At 59.9% G+C, this 18,847-nt stretch carries 21 protein-coding genes and 1 pseudogene; 7 read left to right on the top strand and 15 right to left on the bottom strand.

The annotated features are described in order from the left end of the window. Window positions 1–97: 97 nt before the first annotated feature. The 7 genes from EP30_RS09485 to rpmB all read right to left on the bottom strand — a co-directional run bounded on the left by EP30_RS09485 (window position 98) and on the right by rpmB (window position 3,646). Window positions 98–1,774, bottom strand: coding sequence for a metal ABC transporter solute-binding protein, Zn/Mn family (locus EP30_RS09485; protein ID WP_140558228.1), 1,677 nt, complete (start codon window positions 1,772–1,774; stop codon window positions 98–100). 136 nt (window positions 1,775–1,910) lie between these two features. Continuing rightward, window positions 1,911–2,078, bottom strand: coding sequence for a 50S ribosomal protein L32 (rpmF, locus tag EP30_RS09490; protein ID WP_094661939.1), 168 nt, complete (start codon window positions 2,076–2,078; stop codon window positions 1,911–1,913). After that, window positions 2,078–2,200, bottom strand: coding sequence for a ribosomal protein bL36 (locus EP30_RS09495; RefSeq protein WP_094661937.1), 123 nt, complete (start codon window positions 2,198–2,200; stop codon window positions 2,078–2,080). The genes rpmF and EP30_RS09495 overlap by 1 nt, the downstream gene beginning before the upstream one ends. Then, window positions 2,197–2,472 carry a type B 50S ribosomal protein L31 gene (locus EP30_RS09500; RefSeq protein ID WP_094661935.1) on the bottom strand — a complete coding sequence of 92 codons (276 nt, stop codon included), beginning with the start codon at window positions 2,470–2,472 and terminating at the stop codon, window positions 2,197–2,199. The genes EP30_RS09495 and EP30_RS09500 overlap by 4 nt, the downstream gene beginning before the upstream one ends. A gap of 86 nt (window positions 2,473–2,558) precedes the next feature. After that, on the bottom strand, window positions 2,559–2,864 hold the full coding sequence (gene rpsN / locus EP30_RS09505; RefSeq protein ID WP_094661933.1) for a 30S ribosomal protein S14: 306 nt from the start codon (window positions 2,862–2,864) through the stop codon (window positions 2,559–2,561). Window positions 2,865–2,943: 79 nt separating this feature from the next. Then, complete coding sequence (rpmG, locus tag EP30_RS09510; RefSeq protein WP_094661931.1) at window positions 2,944–3,114, bottom strand: 50S ribosomal protein L33; 171 nt, start codon at window positions 3,112–3,114, stop codon at window positions 2,944–2,946. 292 nt (window positions 3,115–3,406) lie between these two features. Beyond that, window positions 3,407–3,646 carry a 50S ribosomal protein L28 gene (rpmB, locus tag EP30_RS09515; protein ID WP_094662073.1) on the bottom strand — a complete coding sequence of 80 codons (240 nt, stop codon included), beginning with the start codon at window positions 3,644–3,646 and terminating at the stop codon, window positions 3,407–3,409. 170 nt (window positions 3,647–3,816) lie between these two features. Between rpmB and EP30_RS09520 the strand changes: the two genes are divergently transcribed. Next, window positions 3,817–5,109: a hypothetical protein gene (locus EP30_RS09520; RefSeq protein WP_140558230.1), complete on the top strand. Its 1,293-nt coding sequence runs from the start codon at window positions 3,817–3,819 to the stop codon at window positions 5,107–5,109. Window positions 5,110–5,228: 119 nt separating this feature from the next. Continuing rightward, window positions 5,229–6,143 (top strand): annotated as a pseudogene (locus tag EP30_RS09525) (metal ABC transporter solute-binding protein, Zn/Mn family). 247 nt (window positions 6,144–6,390) lie between these two features. Here the strand turns inward: EP30_RS09525 and EP30_RS09530 are convergent. The 4 genes from EP30_RS09530 to EP30_RS09545 all read right to left on the bottom strand — a co-directional run bounded on the left by EP30_RS09530 (window position 6,391) and on the right by EP30_RS09545 (window position 11,166). Continuing rightward, window positions 6,391–7,533 carry a toxic anion resistance protein gene (locus tag EP30_RS09530; protein ID WP_094661925.1) on the bottom strand — a complete coding sequence of 381 codons (1,143 nt, stop codon included), beginning with the start codon at window positions 7,531–7,533 and terminating at the stop codon, window positions 6,391–6,393. 104 nt (window positions 7,534–7,637) lie between these two features. Then, window positions 7,638–8,738, bottom strand: a complete 1,101-nt coding sequence (locus EP30_RS11235; protein ID WP_181160864.1) for a substrate-binding domain-containing protein — start codon at window positions 8,736–8,738, stop codon at window positions 7,638–7,640. After that, the gene (locus EP30_RS09540) at window positions 8,735–9,448 is read right to left on the bottom strand and encodes a 5-bromo-4-chloroindolyl phosphate hydrolysis family protein (protein WP_094661922.1); all 714 of its coding nucleotides are present in this window, start codon (window positions 9,446–9,448) and stop codon (window positions 8,735–8,737) included. The genes EP30_RS11235 and EP30_RS09540 overlap by 4 nt, the downstream gene beginning before the upstream one ends. Further along, window positions 9,448–11,166, bottom strand: a complete 1,719-nt coding sequence (locus EP30_RS09545; protein ID WP_140558232.1) for a VWA domain-containing protein — start codon at window positions 11,164–11,166, stop codon at window positions 9,448–9,450. The genes EP30_RS09540 and EP30_RS09545 overlap by 1 nt, the downstream gene beginning before the upstream one ends. Window positions 11,167–11,516: 350 nt before the next feature. Here EP30_RS09545 and EP30_RS09550 point away from each other — a divergent pair, with 350 nt between their 5' ends. Together EP30_RS09550 and EP30_RS09555 are read left to right on the top strand one after the other, a co-directional pair. Further along, complete coding sequence (locus tag EP30_RS09550; RefSeq protein ID WP_375137755.1) at window positions 11,517–12,857, top strand: MATE family efflux transporter; 1,341 nt, start codon at window positions 11,517–11,519, stop codon at window positions 12,855–12,857. 53 nt (window positions 12,858–12,910) lie between these two features. Beyond that, on the top strand, window positions 12,911–13,393 hold the full coding sequence (locus tag EP30_RS09555) for a MerR family transcriptional regulator (RefSeq protein ID WP_375137754.1): 483 nt from the start codon (window positions 12,911–12,913) through the stop codon (window positions 13,391–13,393). Between the two features lie 6 nt (window positions 13,394–13,399). Here the strand turns inward: EP30_RS09555 and EP30_RS09560 are convergent, their stop codons facing one another. Both EP30_RS09560 and EP30_RS11240 read right to left on the bottom strand, forming a co-directional pair. Next, window positions 13,400–13,984, bottom strand: coding sequence for a sugar O-acetyltransferase (locus tag EP30_RS09560; protein ID WP_140558236.1), 585 nt, complete (start codon window positions 13,982–13,984; stop codon window positions 13,400–13,402). Window positions 13,985–14,298: 314 nt separating this feature from the next. Then, entirely contained in the window at window positions 14,299–14,919 is a 621-nt protein-coding gene (locus tag EP30_RS11240; RefSeq protein ID WP_140558238.1) for an NADPH-dependent F420 reductase, read from the bottom strand. 161 nt (window positions 14,920–15,080) lie between these two features. On the opposite strand from EP30_RS11240, the gene EP30_RS09570 reads away from it, so the two are divergent. Then, entirely contained in the window at window positions 15,081–15,614 is a 534-nt protein-coding gene (locus tag EP30_RS09570) for a PadR family transcriptional regulator (protein ID WP_140558240.1), read from the top strand. Window positions 15,615–15,777: 163 nt separating this feature from the next. Here EP30_RS09570 and EP30_RS09575 read toward each other — a convergent pair whose 3' ends face one another. Continuing rightward, on the bottom strand, window positions 15,778–16,416 hold the full coding sequence (locus EP30_RS09575; protein WP_140558242.1) for an NAD(P)-dependent oxidoreductase: 639 nt from the start codon (window positions 16,414–16,416) through the stop codon (window positions 15,778–15,780). A gap of 188 nt (window positions 16,417–16,604) precedes the next feature. On the opposite strand from EP30_RS09575, the gene EP30_RS09580 reads away from it, so the two are divergent. Beyond that, window positions 16,605–16,943 carry a helix-turn-helix domain-containing protein gene (locus tag EP30_RS09580; RefSeq protein ID WP_169713038.1) on the top strand — a complete coding sequence of 113 codons (339 nt, stop codon included), beginning with the start codon at window positions 16,605–16,607 and terminating at the stop codon, window positions 16,941–16,943. Between the two features lie 69 nt (window positions 16,944–17,012). Here EP30_RS09580 and EP30_RS09585 read toward each other — a convergent pair whose 3' ends face one another. Continuing rightward, entirely contained in the window at window positions 17,013–17,912 is a 900-nt protein-coding gene (locus tag EP30_RS09585; protein ID WP_140558244.1) for a LysR family transcriptional regulator, read from the bottom strand. A gap of 206 nt (window positions 17,913–18,118) precedes the next feature. On the opposite strand from EP30_RS09585, the gene EP30_RS09590 reads away from it, so the two are divergent. Continuing rightward, the coding region (locus EP30_RS09590; protein ID WP_258185465.1) for an MFS transporter at window positions 18,119–18,847 on the top strand (729 nt) is incomplete at its 3' end.

Here is an 18,847-nt window from a genome sequence, read left to right on the forward strand (position 1 = left end):
GCGGCTGCATTTCGCGGTGAATCACACTTCACTTTCACGATCAGCGCACAGCCGTACCGATTACGCAGCCGTACCGCGCACGCAACCATACCGTGAATCAGTGCGCGAGCATCTCCGTGGCGACCTCGTCCTTACTCATCGATGCGGGATAATAGGTCGGCCAGTTGTCCATTTCCTTGAGCGTGGCCTCCTGGGAGTCGTTGCCCATGAAGATGTGGTAGTGCGCGGCCTTCGACGGTGCGATGCCGTGATCGGAGAACTGAACGACCTTCGGCGCGCCTTCCGGCACATCACCGGTGGCGGTGAACAGGTATCGCACGCCGCGGTTGCCCTTCTCATAGTCGAGGATCTTGAATCCGTCGTACTTGTACGTGGCGGTCGCGGTCTTGCCATCGCTGGTGAAGCTCATCTGGTCGCCCTTGATGGTGATCTTCGTCACGTCGGTCTTGTATCCGGTGTCGTAGTACTGCTTGTACTCCTCGGCCGTCTTGTCGCCCTTCTTGGCCTTGGCCTCCATGACGGAATCAAGCGTGCCGTCCTGAAGATACGGGTAGACGGACTGCCATTCGCCCTCATAGTCCGCAAGCGTGCGGTCCTTCACGTCCTGCGTGAGGAAGTAGCCGTTCGTGGTGTCGATGGCCAGAGCCTGATTGGTGATGGAGGTCAGCCAGTCGAGCAGGGTCTTCTTGTTCTCGGGCAGCTGTTCGGTCACCGAGATGATCGTCTTGTTGCTCTCCTTGGCAGCGGAATCCAGCTTCTTGGCGAATTCACCCATCTCCTGCGGGTTCACGACAAGAATATCCACGTCATTGCTCTCGACGGTGTCGATGGCGTTCTTCAGATCGGACGCGGACGGCTCCGCTTCGCTGTTCATCGCATTGGTGTAGGTGGCGGGCGTCTTGTCCACGGCGCCGATGTAGTCGAGCAGATAGTTCGCCACGGATTCCGTCGCCGCATAATGCCGCTCGACATTCTGGGTGCGACCCTTGTTCACCAGCGCCACGAACTGCGCGTAGTCGCCGTTCCACGCGTTGGAATGGCGCTGCACCGTGGCTTCCGTGGCACCGCCGTCGGGTGCCGCATCGGTGTATGCCTTGGTGATCGCCTGCGAGGCCTTGAGCACGGCGTCGGGGCTGAACCACAGGTGCGGGTTCGTGGAACCGTGATGGTGATGGTGGTGGCCCGATTCGCCTTCGGTGCCCGCGCCCTCAGTGTCCTCATTGTGTTCGTGGCTGTGCTCTTCGGTCGCGGTGATGCCCATGATGTCACCGACGTTCACGATGCGCTGCTTGGATGCGTCGAGGTTGGCCTTTTCCGCCCATCCGTCGTATCCAGCGCCGTTGAGCACCACGATCTGTGCCTTCGACAGTTTCGCGAGATCCTGCGGCGTGGCCTCATAGTCGTGTGGGTCGGCGGAGGTGGAATTGATGAGCGAGGTCACTTCCACACAATTGCCGCCGAGCTCCTGGGCAAGTGATCCCCACTGGTTCACGGATGCGACTACGTTAAGTGTGACGTCGCAGGAATCGGAGGCGTTGACATTTGATGTGTCGCTGGCTGCCTTGGCGTTCGCGGCGGTCTGCTGGGGATGCCCTGCGCGGTAGGTACTGCCGGCGGCGAACGATCCGATGATCAACGCGGCCGCAAGGGCTCCGCCGCCGATCGCATATAGGAGGGCTCGCCGCTTGCGTCGCGCAGGGCTGGACGCCGCAGTGGTGTCATTAGAGGTGTTGGAGGTGGGCATGGTGTCGTTAGGCATGGTGTCGTTGGACATGATGATCTTTCTACCGAGTACTGACAGTGATGTCCATGGTCTTGTTGTTGTCGTGGATTTTGCGATTGCAATGTCTGTTGCAACGTCTGTGATGAATGACCGAAATCCGGTGATTCGTATGATTCTTCAAACTCGATCAGATGTCGAGGTATCCCCTGCGCGCGGCGCTCGCAAGATGATGCGGCACTTGGACTGTGCTGCCGTCCGGGGTGGTCACCGTGGCAAGGTCGACGGGTTTCGTCTTCCAATTGGCGCGGCGTGAATGCGTATTCGCACGTGATTTCCTGACTTTCGGATGTGCCATCAGCCCTGCCTCGCTTTCCAGCGCGGATTCTTCTTATTGATCACATAGGTGTGCCCGCGCCTATGTACGACCACGGATCCTGGCTTGTTGGCCATGGATCGGATCGATGCCTTGACTTTCATGCTTGCTCCTTTCCGGTTCTGCGCCCGTATCGGGCGTTGAACTTCTGCACTTGGCCGGCGGTGTCCAACACCACGTTTTTGCCGGTGTAGAAGGGGTGACTGTAGGAAGTGATCTCCGTGACGACGAGTGGGTAGGTGTTGCCGTCATCCCATTCGATGGTCGGCAGTGTCTGCGCATTGCCGGCAAGGGTGGAACGAGTGAGGAACATCCTGCCGCATGAGTTGTCGCGTACCACAATCGGTCCGTAGACGGGATGAATGTCGTGTCTCATAAGTTTTTGCTTTCTTGTTTTCTTGCTCTCTTGGTGTGTGGGTTTTCCGGTGGCGTTGGGCCGTCGGGTCGTCGTGACGGTAACGGTTACCAGCTTGATTTGACGATGCCGGGCAGATTGCCGGCGTGGGCGAGCTCGCGCATGCGGACGCGCGATACGCCGAATTTGCGAAGGTATCCTCGTGGGCGTCCGTCAATGGAATCACGGTTGCGTAGTCTGGTGGGGCTGGCGTCACGGGGCAGCGCGTGCAACGCCTTCATGGCGGCCTCCCGCTCTTCTGCGCTGACATGCGGATTCACACTGATTGCCTTCAGCTTGGCGCGGCGTTCGGCATATTTCGCTACGGTGCGCTCGCGTTGGCGCTGTTTGGCCATTGCGCTGGTCTTTGCCATTGCTATGTTCCTTGGTGTTGTAGGGGGTATGTGGGGCGTATGGGGTTGTATGTGTTCCCTGTTATGTGGGAGTGGGCGTTTATCGCGTTTCTCGGAATACGACTTTGCGCTTGACGATCGGATCGTATTTCAACAGTTCCAGTCGGTCCGGCGTATTGCGTCGGTTCTTGCGTGTGGTGTAGGTGAATCCGGTGCCTGCGGTGGATCGCAGTGTGATCACCGGACGGATCTCTGATGATTTCCCGGCCATGATGCGGTTCGTTCTTTCTTGAATGATGATGGATGATGCTGGGCGGCGGGTCGGCGCGCAACGACGCGGCTGGTAGCTGTACCGACTCGTGGCGGCTGATGCCACTGTCGTAGGTGATTCAGTTACACGGGTTCCGGTGCTGATTCGATGACGTTCGCCAAAAGAAGGTTGCCGGCCGCTGAAGATGGAAAGGGCGACCGGCAAGTCTGTGATGCTTCCCGGGTCCGGAATGGTGCTTCGGATCCGGAGCTCTCTTCTTAGTGTGATCACACTAAGTATGGGGGTGGAGGAGTTAGGGTTTGATTTCTCCGATGCGGATGAGTTCGGCGATCACGGAGTTGATGCCGCGACGGTCGATGGTCTTGATGCCGCGTGCTGACACGGTGAGCGTGACGCGGCGATCGAGTGATGGCACCCAGTAGGTCTTGCGCTGCAGATTCACGTTGAAGCGTCTGCGTGTTTTGCGGTGCGAGTGGGAGATGCTGTTGCCGACTCCCGCGTGACGCCCCGTGACTTGACAATATTTGCTCATGACTGCCATCATAGCTAATGAGAATCATTATCACAAATTGGTGATCGGAAACCATTCGGTTGGGCAATGGTGACAGCGCTTTGCGACGGATGCGCTTCGGCGTGTCGTCACAGGTGCCGGTCTGACTATCGCTCCAATGTGACTCCGATCGTGCCGTAGAAAAGGACGATATGTACAACAATGATGTCGATCGCAATACGCAGGGGGACGCGCCGCTGCCGGATCGTGTGATTCTGCTGACCGGAGCGGAGCGGCTGCCGCGGGACCTGTCGGCGTTCTGCGCTGAAAACGAGAAGGATGTGTGCGTTATCCGCTATCGCGTGGAGCGTGTTGGGGATACGAACGGTGTGAATGGTATGAATGATGCGGATGGTGATCTCTGCATCGTGCGATCAGTGCAGGGTTGCGGTCTGGTGCCGCGCGGCGAGGAGCGGTTGCCGATGCGTGAATGCTGCGTCACCTGTGCCATCAAATCCGATGCCGAACGCATGGTCGTCGGTTTGGGCAAGGCCATTCGACGGTGTGGTGTGCGATCGGGCGTCACGTTTGTCGTGGTGCTGCCGATCGGTCTGCAGGCGTTTCCGATCGCTCGATACATGGAGGACTGCTTCGCGTTCGCCGACGACATCGGGAATCAAGATGAGGTGGTGCCGACTCCGCGTGTGTCTTCTGTCGTCTCCACGGTAGATGAGGTGGGGTTGCGAGCCTGTCTGTTTGATGATTCGCCGTTTTCCGTGCGGGCCGATGGTCATGGTGATGCGGATGTGTCGATCGATGACGGTCGTAGTGTCGGAGAGATTCAGGCGACGCTGCTGCGTGAGGCGGATCGGTTGCTTGTCGTCTCCGTCGGTTCGGGAGAGGCCCATGTGGATTGCGGGCTTGCGTGGACGGGGGAGCTGATCGCTCAGATTCGTGGCGGCGAGACCATGGACGTCGGACGTACCTGCGATGCTGACTGGAGTGCCATTGCGGACGGCCGGTATGATGCCGATGCCGCGCAGCAACGTCTTGACGCGCTGACGTTACATACGGAATGTGGCGAGGCGAGTCGGGTGCATGAGCCGGTGCGGCTGATTTGTGCGTCGGATGGATTCGAGTCGACGATGGTCCACTCGGTCCGGCCCATTCATCCCGGGCGGTTGTCCGCTCTGCTCGCCGGATTCGGGGAATCTGGATCGGCGGCCCACGTGCATATTCGCGGTCATTTCACCGTGCCGACGCGTCCGTTCTCAGTGTTCGTATGGGATGGCGGTCCGGGTGGAGTCTCCATTGAGGAATTGGACAACGCCGATGGTGATCTGCCGTGCATGACCGTATTGCAGGTGGTGTCCGAGAATCATACGGATATTCCATTGCGACTGGAATGGCTGTTGCTGACCGACGAGGAAATGCGCGTGCCGGTTGCGTCCTGGTTTGACCAGACTGATGAATTCACGCTGTGGAGTGTGTCGGGGAGCCGGTGAACGACACGCTGATGATAATGAATCTCATTTACGATGTATACTGATCGCCGGAACTGTTGATAACGGATATCAATAGCGATATGAAGGTCTTCTGTACATCACGAAAAATGGAGCATCAGATGAATATGACAGCCATGGTCAAGCGTGTTGCGGCCGGTGCGGCCGCATTGGTGATGGTCGCAGGGCTTGCGGCCTGTGGTAACTCGAACGCCGGCGGTGCTTCGTCGTCGCAGGGCGCCGATGACAAGATCACCGTGGTGGCGAGCATCAACCAGTGGGGGTCCGTCGCCAAGGATCTTGGCGGTGACAAGGTGAACGTCGAATCCATCATGAAGGCCACGAACGTCGAGGCGCATGACTACGAACCGACCTCCGCCGACGTTGCCTCGTTCAACAAGGCGCAGGTGGCCGTAGTCAACGGTGCCGACTACGACCCGTGGGCCAGCAAGGCCGCCGACGCCACCAAGGCCACGGTGGTCGATGCCGCCGAAACCGCAGGTAAGAAGGAAGGCGATAACCCGCACGTCTGGTTCTCCAAGGATGTGCGCGAAAAGGCCGCCGACGCCATCACCGCCGCCTATGAAAAGGCCATGCCCGACCAGAAGGACTACTTCGAGCAGCAGCACAAGGCATGAGAGGAGAAGGAGAAGGCGGTCGAGGACAAGATCGAATCCGCCAAGTCCAAGACTCAGGGCGTGCCGTACGCGGCAAGCGAGTCCGTGGCATGGTACCTCGCCGATGATCTCGGCATGACCGACGCCACGACGGACGGCTACAAGAATGCCAGCGCCAACGAGAGCGAACCGTCGCCCGCCGACATCAAGCAGTTCTCTGACGCTCTGGAATCGGGATCCATCAAGGTGTTCGTGCTGAACACCCAGGAGGAGGACTCCACCACCAAGCAGCTGATCGACGCCGCCAACAAGGGCAGCGTGCCCACGGTCGACCTCACCGAGCAGATGCCGCAGGAATACGATGACCTCACTGACTGGATGGGTGCGCTGGTCGACGATTTCGCCAATGCGGTGAAGTGATCGACTAGGAATGTTCGGTTTTCGCCGGTGATAACGCGGTAGAAATCAATCCATCCCTATAAAAAATCACACAAGTCGAAAGTACCGAAAATAGACCCTTGCAATTGCAATGGTTTCTCGAGGGTACTTTCGACTTGTGTGATTTTCTTTTAGGAGAAGGACGCGCGCCGTCCCCAAAAAACAACATTGCCGCACAGAAAGACGATCAACCATGATCGGTTCTGTGCGGCAATGATGCTGATGATGCTTACCGACCCAGGGACTGGGCGTTCTCGATCAGCGCGGTCTTCAGATCGCCCTCAAGCTGGCGCATCTTCACCTCGGCGGCCTCACGGTTGGCCTTGCCTTCGCGCTGGATCTGCACGGTCTCGCGCAGCGTGGCGATCAGCTCCGAGTTCACCTTCTCGAGTGTTTCGATATCCACCACGGAACGCTGGTTTGCCTTCTCGGCCTCCACCGCGCCCTGGTGCAAGGCGCGGGCGTTGGACTGGATGAGGCGATTGGTCAGATCATCGGTCTTCTTCTGCAGTTCAAGCGCCTGACGCTGGTTCTCCAGACCGAGCGCGATCACCATCTGGCTCTTCCACACCGGGATCGTGGTGGAGATCGTCGTGTCGATCTTGTCGCACACCATCTGATCGGCATTCTGGATGATCTTGATCTGCGGTGCGGTCTGCAGGCAGATCACGCTCACGCGGTCGAGATCGTCCAGACGCTTGGCGAACCGCTCCAGCTTGGCCTTGAAGTCGGAAAGGATCTGCGCCTGCATCGGGTCCTGCGACGCCTTGGCCTGCTCCTCGAGCTTGGGCAGCTGGTTCGTGTTGAAGTCGTCGAGGGCTTTCTTGCCGGCGAGCACGGTGATCTTGAGATCGCGGTACTGCTCGGCGTTGCGGTCGTACATGGTGTTGAACATGCTGATGTCGCTGGTCAGCTGGCTCTGTGCGCGCTCGAGCTGGCTGACGATGTCGTCGATCTGCGACGACACCTTCTCGTACCGGCGACGAAGCTTGGCGATGTTCACGGCGATGGTACCGAGGATCGGAACCTTCTTCACGCCACTGAGTTCGGCCTCGTCCACAGTGGTCAGCAGACCCTGCAGCAGTTCGCCGGCCTGCCCGGCGTCCTTGGAACGGGTGCGTGAGAGAATGTCGTCGGCGAAGGTCGAGGTGGCGCGCTGCACATCCTTGCCATAGGAGGACTCGATGCCCGAGCGCGTCAGATCAAGCGACTCCGCCAACTGGACGACACGTGCCTGATCGGCTTCGCTCAGCCGGGCGATCTGCGAATCGGGGGTGACGGCGAGGTTCTCGTCGGCCGGGGTGCTGGTGGTCAGATCGGCGCTTGTCGACTGGCTGGAGCCGGCGAGATCGCTCAGGGATATTTCCTTCATGTCGTGTTTCCTTTCATCAAGTCCGAGTCATCAAGTCCCAACAACCACAGCATCGTGGAACGATCATTCGGATCGGTATATCGGTATTGGATATCGGCCTCGCGTCAGCCCTGCTGCTTTTGCAGTATGCCGATGATCGCCTGCATGGCGTCGCTGCTCGGCAGTTCGGTCACCGAGGTCACCTGATCCACGGTTCCGGGCACGCCGAAGCGCTTGATGCCGTCGGTGCCGCTGAAGTTGGCGGAACGGAATCCGTGCTGCTGCCATGCGAGCTTCTGCACATCATCGCTCTTCAGCAGCGTGAGCAGCTTGCGACCCTTGTCGTCGAGCGGAATCAGCATATGCGTGCTCCACACGGTGGGGGTGGGGTAGACGATCACGATGTCGTCCTTCACCTGCTTCCATGCGTCGGGCTGGTTGACCGCAAGGTCGAGGACCTGATTCTCGTAGCCGATCATCATGGGCTTCGATCCCACGCCGAGCGTCAGGAACTGGTTGAAGCTGTCCTCCGAGCTCGAATCCATCCAGCCGGACTTGCCGAAGATGGTCTGGAGCGTGGCGCTATCGCGCTGCACCGAATCGGTGGTGGCAGGCTGTCCTCCGTTGAGGACGGTGGCCACGAGCGCCGCGTATTCGTTGCCCGAATTCGACTTCACAGGGTCGGTGGAGTCGATGCGGAAGGAGCCGTATCCGCCGTTCCAGCCGACATCGGCCCAGGTCTTGTTGTTCTTCATGGCGTCCACGGCCTTGGCCATGTCGATGTGGTAGACGCCGTTCTCCTGACTCATCATGCCGCTGCCGACCAGCGCGTCGGCCACCTGCTTGTGCGTGTAGATCACGATCGGGCTGTTGAACACGATGTCCGCGCTGGATGTGTCGATGTTCTGGGCCTTGCCGTATTCCACGGCCACCTTGGACGAGGGGAACAGATAGCTCATGCCGTTGCGGTCGGCGGTCATCATGTCAAGCGATCCGGCCTTGCGATAGTCGACGTCGAGTCCGTTCTTCTTCGCCAGCTCGGTGAACTTCTGATCCTCGAACAGGCTGATCTTCTCACCGCCGAGGTATCCGGTCACCGTTTCGGTCTTGACCGGCTGCGGAGCGTTCTTCTGCTGCCATCCGCGGAATGCCACGGCACCGCAGATGACCAGCACCACGACCAGAAGTGCGGCGAGACCTATGATCTTTGATTTTCCGAGTTTCAACGATTCCCTCCCTGCGCATTGCCGTTGCCTGCAAAGCCGTTATTCGCACTACCGGCGCCACCGGCACCGCTATTACCGACCGCGTCCATATCATTCTGCGAATTCTGCGTGTATCCATCCAGACTGGCCAGACGCACGATCGCGTCGGAATCGGCGGACAGCGCGAGCGTCTTGGACTCCACGGCGCGTGACAGTTCGCCGGCCGCGGTCTGTTCAAGCACCTGCAGCGCCTCGATGGTTTCGGATCGTGCCTTGGCGATCTGATCGGTGGCGCCGGACTGCTCGACCTCCACGTATCCGCGCAGCAGCTTTTCGGTCTGCACACCGTACACGTTGACGTAGTGGCGCAGTGTGTCGTACGACTGGGGATTGGATTCCACGAACTGCACGAGCGCACGCGTGGCCACGGCGAAGTCGTCGACCTCCTTGCCTACGAGCTGGTCGCGTACCTGGGAGCGCAGTCCGCCGATGGTGCTGAGGTTCGCGTTGGCCGCGTCGATGGCCTCCACGGCCTTCTGGCCGTTGGGGATCGCGGAGGCCAGCACCTGACCGAGCTTGCGCTCGGGCTGGGTGAGAAAGCTCACGCCCACGTATCCGGCCGCGGCCAGAATGACCGCCACGATGATGCCGGGGATCCCGCCCCCGCAGATCCAGAATCCCAGCAGGGCGAGCAGCAGACCCGCTACGAAGCTGACGATGATGCTGAGCATCAGTTGTATCCCTTCACCTGACGGAACACGGTGGCGAGATCCTCGCTGCGTCCGTCGAACACCTTGGCGTTCGACAGGGAGGCCAGTTCCTGAAGCTGGCTGGGATCAGCCTCGCCGAACATGATCGAGAAGATCGGCACCTCATGGCCATTGGACTTGTAGTCGGCCGTGAAGGCGTCCTTGTTGCTGGTCTGGGACTGGCCGTCGGTCATCAGCACGATCGCCGTGGTGTACTTGGAAAAGTCATCGGGCATGTTGCTCTGCAATGCCGCCTGAAGACCCGCATAGATGTCGGTGCCGCCGGTGGGCATGGTGTCCGATCCCTTATTGAGGATGGCGCTCGTGTCGGTGCCGGTGGTCTTGGTGGGGCTGAATGCGTCGGAGGAGAACGGGATGAATACGTTCACATCCTCATTGCCGGGCTCGATGTGAGCCTGCTTGGCCTGATCGGGGTTGAGCGCCGCGTTGAGTCCCTTCACCACGCCGTCCTTGCCGGTGCCGGTCATCGAACCCGAGTAGTCCACCACCCATACGGTCCAGCTGGGCTTCCTGAGGATGCTCTGGTAGATGTCCAGCGACGCGTTGATGACGTCAGCCGCAGGCATGGGGATGGTCTTGAGCGCTTCCGATGTGGTGTTGATGCCCCATTCGGAGCGGAAGGAATCCTTCACCTTGGCGTCGCTGGCGTACGTGAGCACGCCACCGAGACCGGTGCGACGGCCGGCCTGCTCGAACAGAAGCTTGGCCTCCTTGGACTGCAGGGCCTTGCTGAAGTCGCCGAACGCCGTATCGTTCTTCTGGCCGCGATCCACGTAGCCGAGCGGCGAATCGGAGACGGCGATGCCGTCGGCGGGGTAGATGGCCACCAGCGGATCCTTGCCGTTCTTGGTGAGCTGCTTGTTGGCCTGGATCACCAGCGATTCGTAGTTGACCATGGCGTCGAAGCGGTCGGGGTTGGCCACGACCATGTCCTTGAGCCAGTCGGAGGATCCGGATGAGCGGTCCACGCCCGACAGCAGCGTCTTCACCGAATTCTGCACGTTCGCGTTGTTGAGATCATCCTTGGTGAGCGCCTGGCCGGTCTTGGCGATGGCGGTCAGGAACGCCAGATAGGCGGATGCGCCAGAGTTCGACTGGGTCGCGCTGGTCATCGAGAACTTCAGCTGACCCGCCTTCACAGCGTCGATGAGGTCGGTGGTGGCGACGGCCTTGGTCTTGCCGTCGTTGTCCGCCCAACCGAGGCTTTGCGCGGTCTTCTTCTCAATGCCGAACACGATCGGCGTGGTCGACGTGCTCTGCGCGTTCTTGACGATGTGCTTGGTGTCGCCCATCGAGATCCACATGCTCGACGCCGGCCAGACGGCATCGTAGTCACCGCCGCCGTTCGAGAGGGTGTTCATGATGTCGAGCGAACCCATGTAGTCGAGCGTCACGGCCACCTTGGAATCGTCGACGGCCTTCTGGATTGCGCCGGCCACCTCACGGTTCTCGGAACCGGATGCGATCTTCAACGTGGCGGTCGGGGAGCCGGACTTCGGCTTGAACTCCTGGGTCTTGACGTCTCCCGAGGTTGGATCGGAGGAGTATCCGTCGACGTTGACCGAAGAGTTTGACTGCCCGTTCGTGTTCGAGTTATTGTTGCCGGCCGCGCAACCGGTCAGCAACATGGCCATGGCGATCACCAGCGCCACCACCGGAGCCATACGGGCTTTCAACATGTGTGTTATCGATGCGGTCTGTGGTCCGAACATCTCATCTCCCCTGCTGAGGTCTTCCTGTCGTCCATTCGCAGGAAAGACACATATCCATATTCCTATTGTCGATCGTTCACATGGCGTACGGGGGCTATGAATATGACGCAGGGGTAAACAATGAATGTACAGAGAGTGACGCGTGGAGTTTCCTTATGGAAATTACACAATGCGAACGATTGCACCATAATACAGGCAATTGACAGGCGATTGGCACAATCGATACGCAATCGATACGGGGGGGAAGATGGACGGCAGTAGCGTCGGCGAGGCACGAGTGTGGAGTACAGTGACATTCCGTGGTTCGCATGCATACGATGAAACGGGCGAGTGCCGACGACAAATACCGCGAGATGACCGCCAGCCCGATCAGGCCGCTGATCCTGCGACTGTGTCTGCCCGCCGTGATCTCCAATCTGGTCACCACGGCCTACAATCTCACCGACACGTTCTTCATCGGTCAGCTGGGTACCTCGCAGTCGGGTGCGATCGGCATCGCGTTCTCGATCATGACCGTGCTGCAGGCCATCGGATTCTTCTTCGGCAACGGCGCGGGCAATTCCATGAGCCGTGAGCTGGGCAAACGCAACAACGAACGTGCATCACGGCTGCTGGCGATCGGGTTCGTCGGTTCGGTGCTCTGCGGACTGACCGTGACGATCATCGGACTGTTGACATTGCGATCATTGGTGATGATGCTCGGCTCCACCGCAACCATCGCGCCGTACGCCGTGCAGTATCTCACGCCGATCCTCATCGCCGCCCCCTGCGTATGCGGCTCGTTCTCGCTCAACGGCCTGCTGCGGTACCAGGGGCAGTCGGCGTTCGGCATGATGGGCCTGGTGACCGGCGCGCTGCTGAATTTCCTGCTGGCGCCCCTGTTTATCTTTGTGTTGGGCCTGGGTATCTTCGGTGCCGGCCTGGCCACGGGCATTTGCCAGACGGTGAGCTTCCTCATCCTCACGACGATGAGTCGCCGTTTTGGTGTGATCCGTCTGTCGTTGCGCAACTGCCGGCCGAACGTACTGCTGCTGCGCGAGATCATCGGAGGCGGACTGCCGTCGCTGGTTCGGCAGAGCGCCGGTTCGATAGCCGCCACCTGCGTGAACATCGCGGCCAATCCGTTCGGGGATGCGGCCATCGCGGGCATGGCCATCGTCATGCGCATCATGCTCGGCGCGAACTCGATCATCATCGGACTCGGTCAGGGATTCCAGCCCGTCTGCGGATACAACTACGGTGCCGGCAAATTCGATCGCGTGCGTCAGGCCTACTGGTTCTGCGTGAAACTCGCCACCGGCGTGCTGCTGGCGCTCGCAGTGCTGATCTGGTCGTTCGCGCCGCAGCTGGTGGAGGTCTTCCGATCCGATCCCGCCGTGGTGGCGGTGGGCGTGGCCGCGTTGCATTTCCAATGCGCCACGGTAGTGACCAACGGCGTGAACATGATGGGCAACATGATGAGTCAGACGTTGGGCAAGACCGGCATCGCATCCTTCCTGGCCGTCTGCCGCACAGGCCTGTTCCTCGCTCCCGCCGTGCTGATCCTGCCGCATTTCCTCGGCGTACTGGGCGTGGAGATGGCGCAGTCCGTGTCCGATATTCTCACGTTTGCGGTCACCATTCCCATTCAGCGGGTCATCCTCAAGTCGCTGCGGTAAACGTGATTGACTTCAAGCGCTCGAAGTCCCTACATTCAAAAGGTATGAGCACCGTGAACACCACAACCGTATGGCATACCATCCGCGAGGCGTCGTTGATTTCGGGACTGCCGGAGTCCACGTTGCGCTACTACGAACAGGTCGGCATCATTCCGCCGATCGCTCGGGACCCGAGTTCCGGACATCGTGCATATTCCAACGCCGATATCGAACGACTGACCACGATTTCGTGTCTGGCGTCCACGGGCATGCCGCTCGACGCCATGCGAGAGTATCTCGCCAATGCCACCGAGGGGGCCGCCGGTGCCCGTCGCCAGATGGAACTGCTTGATGCGCAGGCCCTGCGACTGGCGGCCAGGGCCGAGGTCATTCGCATGCAGCAGGCGTACGTGTCGTTCAAGACGCTGTACTGGCGGGCCATTGCGGAGGGGAGGGATGACGACGCCCGCCGTCTGTTGGAGGAGAACTCCGACATCGTGGACAAGGTCAAGCATTTGCAGGCCGAGGGCAAGGCCAGTGGCGGCGTCGGGCGCTGATGGCGGTCAGCGTGCGCCGGGACCGAGATTCAGTCGGTCCGCCTCGGTGATCTGGCGAATCACGCGGGCCGGCACTCCACCGACGATCACGCTGTCTGGCACGTCTCTGACCACCACGGTACCCGCTGCGATGATGCTGTTCGAACCGATCGTCACGCCGCCGACGATGGTCGCGCCGCCGCATACCCACACGTTGTCGCCGATCGTCACGGGCAGCGAATGCTCCCATCCCGCCGTGCGCTCCTCCGCGTCGAAGACGTGCTCGGGGGTATAGATGCCGATGTTCGGGCCGAACCATACGTTGTCGCCGATGGTCACCCGTGCGCAATCGAGGATGCAGCAGCCGGTGTTGGCATAGAAATTGTCGCCCACGGAGATGTTGTAGCCGTAATCGCAGTTGAATACGGATTCGATCCAACAGTTCTTGCCTGCATGGCCGAAGAGTTCACGAATGATACGTTCGCGTTCGGCGCGCTTGGTGGGACGCATCATATTGAAGTCGTACAACAGGTCCTTGGCGCGTTCCCGCTCGGCGTCGAGTTCGGGATCGATGCTGGTGTAGTACTCGCCGGCGAGCATGAGTTCCTTCATGCTCGCTCCGTTGCGTGTGATGTGTTCGCTCATGTCGATCATGATAACGCGGGATGTGTACGAACGTACATATTCGCGCTGCATGGACGAAACGGTTCGTCCACGTGAAATAACGGGCTGGAAAAGACGGAATCTGTAATTCGTAGTGGTTTACGGACGTTTCTGTGTCTCAAAACGTCCGTAAACCACTACGAATTGTCGGAACCGTCTTTTTCGGCCCGTCAAATGCTCGGTACGGGGAGCGTCGAGTTGTTTCCCGAATACCCTTATCTTGATCTCCGAAGAGGGAACGCTGATCCGGCCGTGGTCAGCTATTACTTCACAACCTTGAAGCCGCCGGTCCACGGGGTCTGCTCGGTCACGCCGAGGATGATCTGCAGGGCGCCGTAGCCTTCGAGGTACTGGGCGCGCTTGAGCGGGCCGGCGTCCACGGTCTTCAGACCGGCGTCCTCGATGAATGCGGCGACGGCCTTCTTGGCGTTCTCGTCGTCGGCGGCCAGCTGTGCCACGGTCGGTGCGCCGTCGATGACGCCGGCGGCCAGCGTGGCGGCGAAGCTAGTGTTGAACGCCTTGACGATCGTGGACTGCGGAAGCTTGCCGGCCAGGTATTCGGCGGCGGACTGTGCGCCCTCCGGCAGGGCCAAGTCGAAGGTACCGAAGTCGATCGGGTTCGACGGATCGACGATGGTCTTACCGGCCAGCTGGTCGCTATAGGCGGCGATGACGTCGTCGTATGCGGGGAACGGCAGGGCGAGCACGACGATGTCGCCGGCGATCTCGGCGGTGCCGAACTTCGCGCCGGTAACGCCCTCCGCCGCTGCGGAGGCCTTGTCGGGATTGCGGTCGATGACCTGCACAGTTGCTCCGGCCTTGACCGCGATGCCCGCCACTGCGGATCCGATGTTGCCTGCGCCGAAGATGGTAATGGTGCTCATGATGTGTCCTTTCCACACGGTGTTGTCTGCATGATGTCAACAGCTTGTATCTCGCTTCGACATATCTCTAATCGAGGTATTTCGAAGTGTTGGTTATGACTATATACCTCGAATAGAGATATGTCGAAACGCGGCGTGTCGAAACGAGGTATTATGAAGTCATGAGCCTGATAGAAATGATGATTCTGGGGTTTCTTTCGGAGAAATCCATGTGCGGATACGAACTGCGCAAAAAAATGGAACAACTGCAGGGGTACGCGAGAAAATTCAGCGATGGTGCGATCTACCCGGCAACCGCACGACTGACCAAGGCCGGTCTGATTTCGGAACATTCCGAGCCGCGTGATGGCCGTCAGCGTCGCGTGTTCACACTGCTGGACGCCGGCCGCGATCGGCTGATCGAGGAGCTGAAGAACACCAGTGGGTTCAACCTCACCGATATCACGCGATGGACGGTCGTGCTCACGTTCCTCTCCGTGGTGCCCGATAAAGCTGACCGCGATGCCGTGCTTCGTCGTCGATACGACCTACTGAGCCGTCAGGATGTCCACTTCTTCTACTGCGACGCTGGCAATCCGCTATCGATCGATCAGATCGACGACCCCTACCGTCGAGGCATTATCCGCGTGCACGACGCCGAGATCGCCGCCGAACTCGACTGGCTGCGCGCCGAACTCGATTTGAGCTCGATCTGACAGCGCCGGCGGAATGACATTACGGGCTGAAAAAGACGTTCTCGCCGATGCGTAGTGGTTTACGGACGTTTCTGCGCTTCAAAACGTCCGTAAACCACTACGAATTACGGATTTCGTCTTTTTCAGCCCGTAGGTTGGGCGGCGAATCGGCCTGTCGTTGCCGCTACCAGCGGACGGAGATGCGTTCGCCGACGTGGGCGTGAGCGGCGTCCGCGGTCGCCTCGTCGATGATGGCGATGGCGTAGTCGGCGTAGCTGATCTCGCTCTTCCCGGCCTCGTTCGTCGTCAGCTCCTCGCCGTTCAGTACGTAGCTGCCCGTGCACTCGCCGTCGGCAAGGAACTCGGCTGCGGGGGAGACGAAGGTCCAGCGCACGTCATCGCGCTTGCGGATCTCGTCGAGTGCGGCACCCTGCGCCTTCGACAGCGGCACGTATTCGTCGGGGAATTCTGGGGTGTCGAACAGCTGCAGCGTATGCTCCGGATTGACGTACAGGCTGCCGGCGCCTCCAACGACGATCAGTCGGGTGTCCGTTCCGGAGAGGATATCGGCCAGATGGTTGATCGACGTGGAATGCTGGTCGAGCGTGTCCGGCGTCCATGCGCCGAAGGCGTCTACGACTACGTCGAAGTCGGCGAGATCGGCGGCGGTCAGGTCGAACAGATCCTTGACGATGGCGTGCTGTGCGACGGTGCGGTTCTCGCCGCGCACGACCGCGGTGACGTCGAGACCGCGATCCACGGCCTCCTTGACGATGAGGCGTCCGGCCTTGCCGTTGGCTGCGATGACTGCGATTCGGGTCATGGGATTCTCCTTTACGGTTACTTCATGGGTATTCGTTCGTTGTTTGCTTTCCGTATGACGGTGGTGTTTCCGTCGACAATTCAGTAGATTATTGATATATGGTTCATAAAGGAAGAAGGCACCATAAAGTGCCATAGTTACCTTTTGGAAACCATTGAATGATTGCAACGATTATCGGGAGGTTGACAATGCCGACTTTGGAACAGCTTCCGGCGTGTCCCGTGGAAACCACGCTCACGCTGATCTCCGACAAATGGAAGATGCTTATCGTGCGTGATCTGCTGGACGGCACCAAGCGGTTCGGCGAACTCCGCCGATCCATCGGCAATATCTCGCAGAAGGTACTGACGTCGAATCTGCGGCAGATGGAGGAGGACGGTCTGGTGAATCGCAGGGTCTACGCCGAAGTGCCTCCGAGGGTGGAATATTCGCTCACCGACACCGGTCGCAGTCTGAAGCTCGTGGTGGACGCCATGTGGCAGTGGGGAGAACAGTATAAGGAGCGGCTCGCCGCCGAACTCGACTAAAACTGGCGGCTGGCGGCTGGCGGCGGAGTCGAATCCTGTCCGGGATTGATCCGCCTCTCCTATGCACCACTACGCGCCGCGCATGCCATTGAGCTCGCGGATGCGCTCGACGAAGTCGCGCACCTGCGGTTCGGGATGGAGTGCGTACAGCAGTCCATACGATAATTCGACGGGTTCCGGCCAGTCCACGGCGACATTGACAAGTTGCGGATGCACACCGTCCCACATCGGTTTGGTGATGAGCAGATCGCCGATCTGCGCGCACTGGTTGAACACGTCAAGGTCGTAATGGTCGATATCCACGAGTTCGATGCCGGAATGCCGTTCGAGCATGTCCCGGGCGTGATCATTGCCGCCATGATGACGTCGGATGATGCGAACTCGTTCGCCTTGAAGATCGTCGAGTGTGACGCGGGGGAGTCTTGCGAGCCGATGCTCGCGCGGAACGGCGATGCATAGCGGCTCGACGGCAAGCGTCAGCGTATTGCAGACACCGTGCCATGATTCGGCGTCGAACGCGGTGGAGATCATATCGACCTGTTCGCCGAGATGCGTGATGATGTCGTCGATGGACTGGCGATCGTCGGGCATGGAGACGAGTTCCAGACGGATCTGCGGGTGCCGTCGGGCGTCGCGTTGCCACAGATCGAGGATGCGGCGTCCGGAACGGAGCATCGATACGCCGAGACGAATAGGGTCGGACGCTGATTCAGCGCGATTGCGGACCCGACGCAGAATCTCCCGACATCGGTCGATGATCGGCAATGCATCCGCTACGAACCCCTCGCCTGCGGCGGTGAGCCTGACGCCGCTTCGTGACCGATCGAACAGCGTGATGCCATATTCCTGCTCGAAGGTGTTCACCTGCTTGGCCACCGCCGGCGTGGAGATATGCAGACGCCGGCCCGCCCTGGCGAAGCTGCCGAGTTCCGCGGCGGCGATCACCGCGTCGAGTCGTCGATCGTACATACTGCCTCCCGAATATCGTTCATGAACCAATGGTTTATGATCCGTCAACTAAAACCGTTTACTAATGGCTATTTTCCGCGGTTCTTGCGTCATAGTATATCTGTTGCGATAACCAGACGAATATGCGAGTCGAAGGGTGAAAGGTGAGTGCTGAGGCAATGACGGAGGCAAGGGGAACGGCGGTGTCGAGAGACGGTATGACGACGATGGCGACTATGAAACCGCGGACGGGAGGTTCGGCGCTGACGACCACGGTTGCGGCGTCGATCGCGTCGTTCCTCGTCGGTATGGACGTGCTCATCGTGAACGTGGCGTTGCCGACCATCGCGCGTGATCTCGGCGGGGACATGGCCACCCAGCAGTGGGTGGTTGACGGCTACAGTCTGCTGTTCGCCGCATTGCTGCTGTTGTGCGGCAATCTTTCCGATCGCTGGGGTGCCAAACGTGTGTTTGTGTTCGGCGCGACGCTGTTTGCCGCCGCATCGCTGTTCAGCTCATTTGCTTGGTCGATGATGGTGCTTGTTGTTGGACGCTGTCTGCTTGGCGTGGCATCCGCGCTGATTCTGCCGGCATCGATGGCGCTGATCAACGAAGCGAATCCCGAACCGAGACGTCGCGCATGGGCGCTCGCCCTATGGGGTGCCGGCGGAGCGAGCGCCTCCGCTGTGGGGCCGTTGCTCGGAGGTCTGTTGACGCCGATCCATTGGAGTCTGGTCTTTGCGATCAACGTGCCGTTCTGCCTGCTTGTGTTGGTGCTCGCAGTACGCATCGCGCCTTCGCCGCGTCGAATCAAACCGTTCGATTGGGTGGGGCAGACGTTGGCGTTGCTCGGTTTCGTGCTGTTCATTGCCGGGATTATCGAGATCGGCTCGCTCGGCGTTTCGTCACTCCGTGCGTGGGGGCTGTTTGGGGCCGGCGTGGTCGCATTGGTGGCG

It is taken from the genome of Bifidobacterium sp. UTCIF-39 (genome assembly GCF_006408715.1).
GTDB classification, from domain to species: Bacteria; Actinomycetota; Actinomycetes; order Actinomycetales; family Bifidobacteriaceae; genus Galliscardovia; species Galliscardovia tissieri.

Bases quoted from the DNA above. Each gene is read 5' to 3' on its own strand.
- EP30_RS09575 (WP_140558242.1), bottom strand. From the start codon at position 16,416: ATGACCCGAATCGCAGTCATCGCAGCCAACGGCAAGGCCGGACGCCTC.
- rpsN (WP_094661933.1), bottom strand. From the start codon at position 2,864: ATGGCAAAGACCAGCGCAATGGCCAAACAGCGCCAACGCGAGCGCACC.
- EP30_RS09520 (WP_140558230.1), top strand. From the start codon at position 3,817: ATGTACAACAATGATGTCGATCGCAATACGCAGGGGGACGCGCCGCTG.
- EP30_RS09585 (WP_140558244.1), bottom strand. From the start codon at position 17,912: ATGTACGATCGACGACTCGACGCGGTGATCGCCGCCGCGGAACTCGGC.
- EP30_RS11240 (WP_140558238.1), bottom strand. From the start codon at position 14,919: ATGAGCACCATTACCATCTTCGGCGCAGGCAACATCGGATCCGCAGTG.
- rpmG (WP_094661931.1), bottom strand. From the start codon at position 3,114: ATGGCCGGGAAATCATCAGAGATCCGTCCGGTGATCACACTGCGATCC.
- rpmF (WP_094661939.1), bottom strand. From the start codon at position 2,078: ATGGCACATCCGAAAGTCAGGAAATCACGTGCGAATACGCATTCACGC.
- EP30_RS09560 (WP_140558236.1), bottom strand. From the start codon at position 13,984: ATGAAGGAACTCATGCTCGCCGGCGAGTACTACACCAGCATCGATCCC.
- EP30_RS09545 (WP_140558232.1), bottom strand. From the start codon at position 11,166: ATGTTGAAAGCCCGTATGGCTCCGGTGGTGGCGCTGGTGATCGCCATG.
- EP30_RS09485 (WP_140558228.1), bottom strand. From the start codon at position 1,774: ATGTCCAACGACACCATGCCTAACGACACCATGCCCACCTCCAACACC.
- EP30_RS09570 (WP_140558240.1), top strand. From the start codon at position 15,081: ATGAGCCTGATAGAAATGATGATTCTGGGGTTTCTTTCGGAGAAATCC.
- EP30_RS09540 (WP_094661922.1), bottom strand. From the start codon at position 9,448: ATGCTCAGCATCATCGTCAGCTTCGTAGCGGGTCTGCTGCTCGCCCTG.
- EP30_RS09500 (WP_094661935.1), bottom strand. From the start codon at position 2,472: ATGAGACACGACATTCATCCCGTCTACGGACCGATTGTGGTACGCGAC.
- rpmB (WP_094662073.1), bottom strand. From the start codon at position 3,646: ATGAGCAAATATTGTCAAGTCACGGGGCGTCACGCGGGAGTCGGCAAC.
- EP30_RS09530 (WP_094661925.1), bottom strand. From the start codon at position 7,533: ATGAAGGAAATATCCCTGAGCGATCTCGCCGGCTCCAGCCAGTCGACA.
- EP30_RS09550 (WP_375137755.1), top strand. From the start codon at position 11,517: ATGAAACGGGCGAGTGCCGACGACAAATACCGCGAGATGACCGCCAGC.
- EP30_RS09580 (WP_169713038.1), top strand. From the start codon at position 16,605: ATGCCGACTTTGGAACAGCTTCCGGCGTGTCCCGTGGAAACCACGCTC.
- EP30_RS09495 (WP_094661937.1), bottom strand. From the start codon at position 2,200: ATGAAAGTCAAGGCATCGATCCGATCCATGGCCAACAAGCCAGGATCC.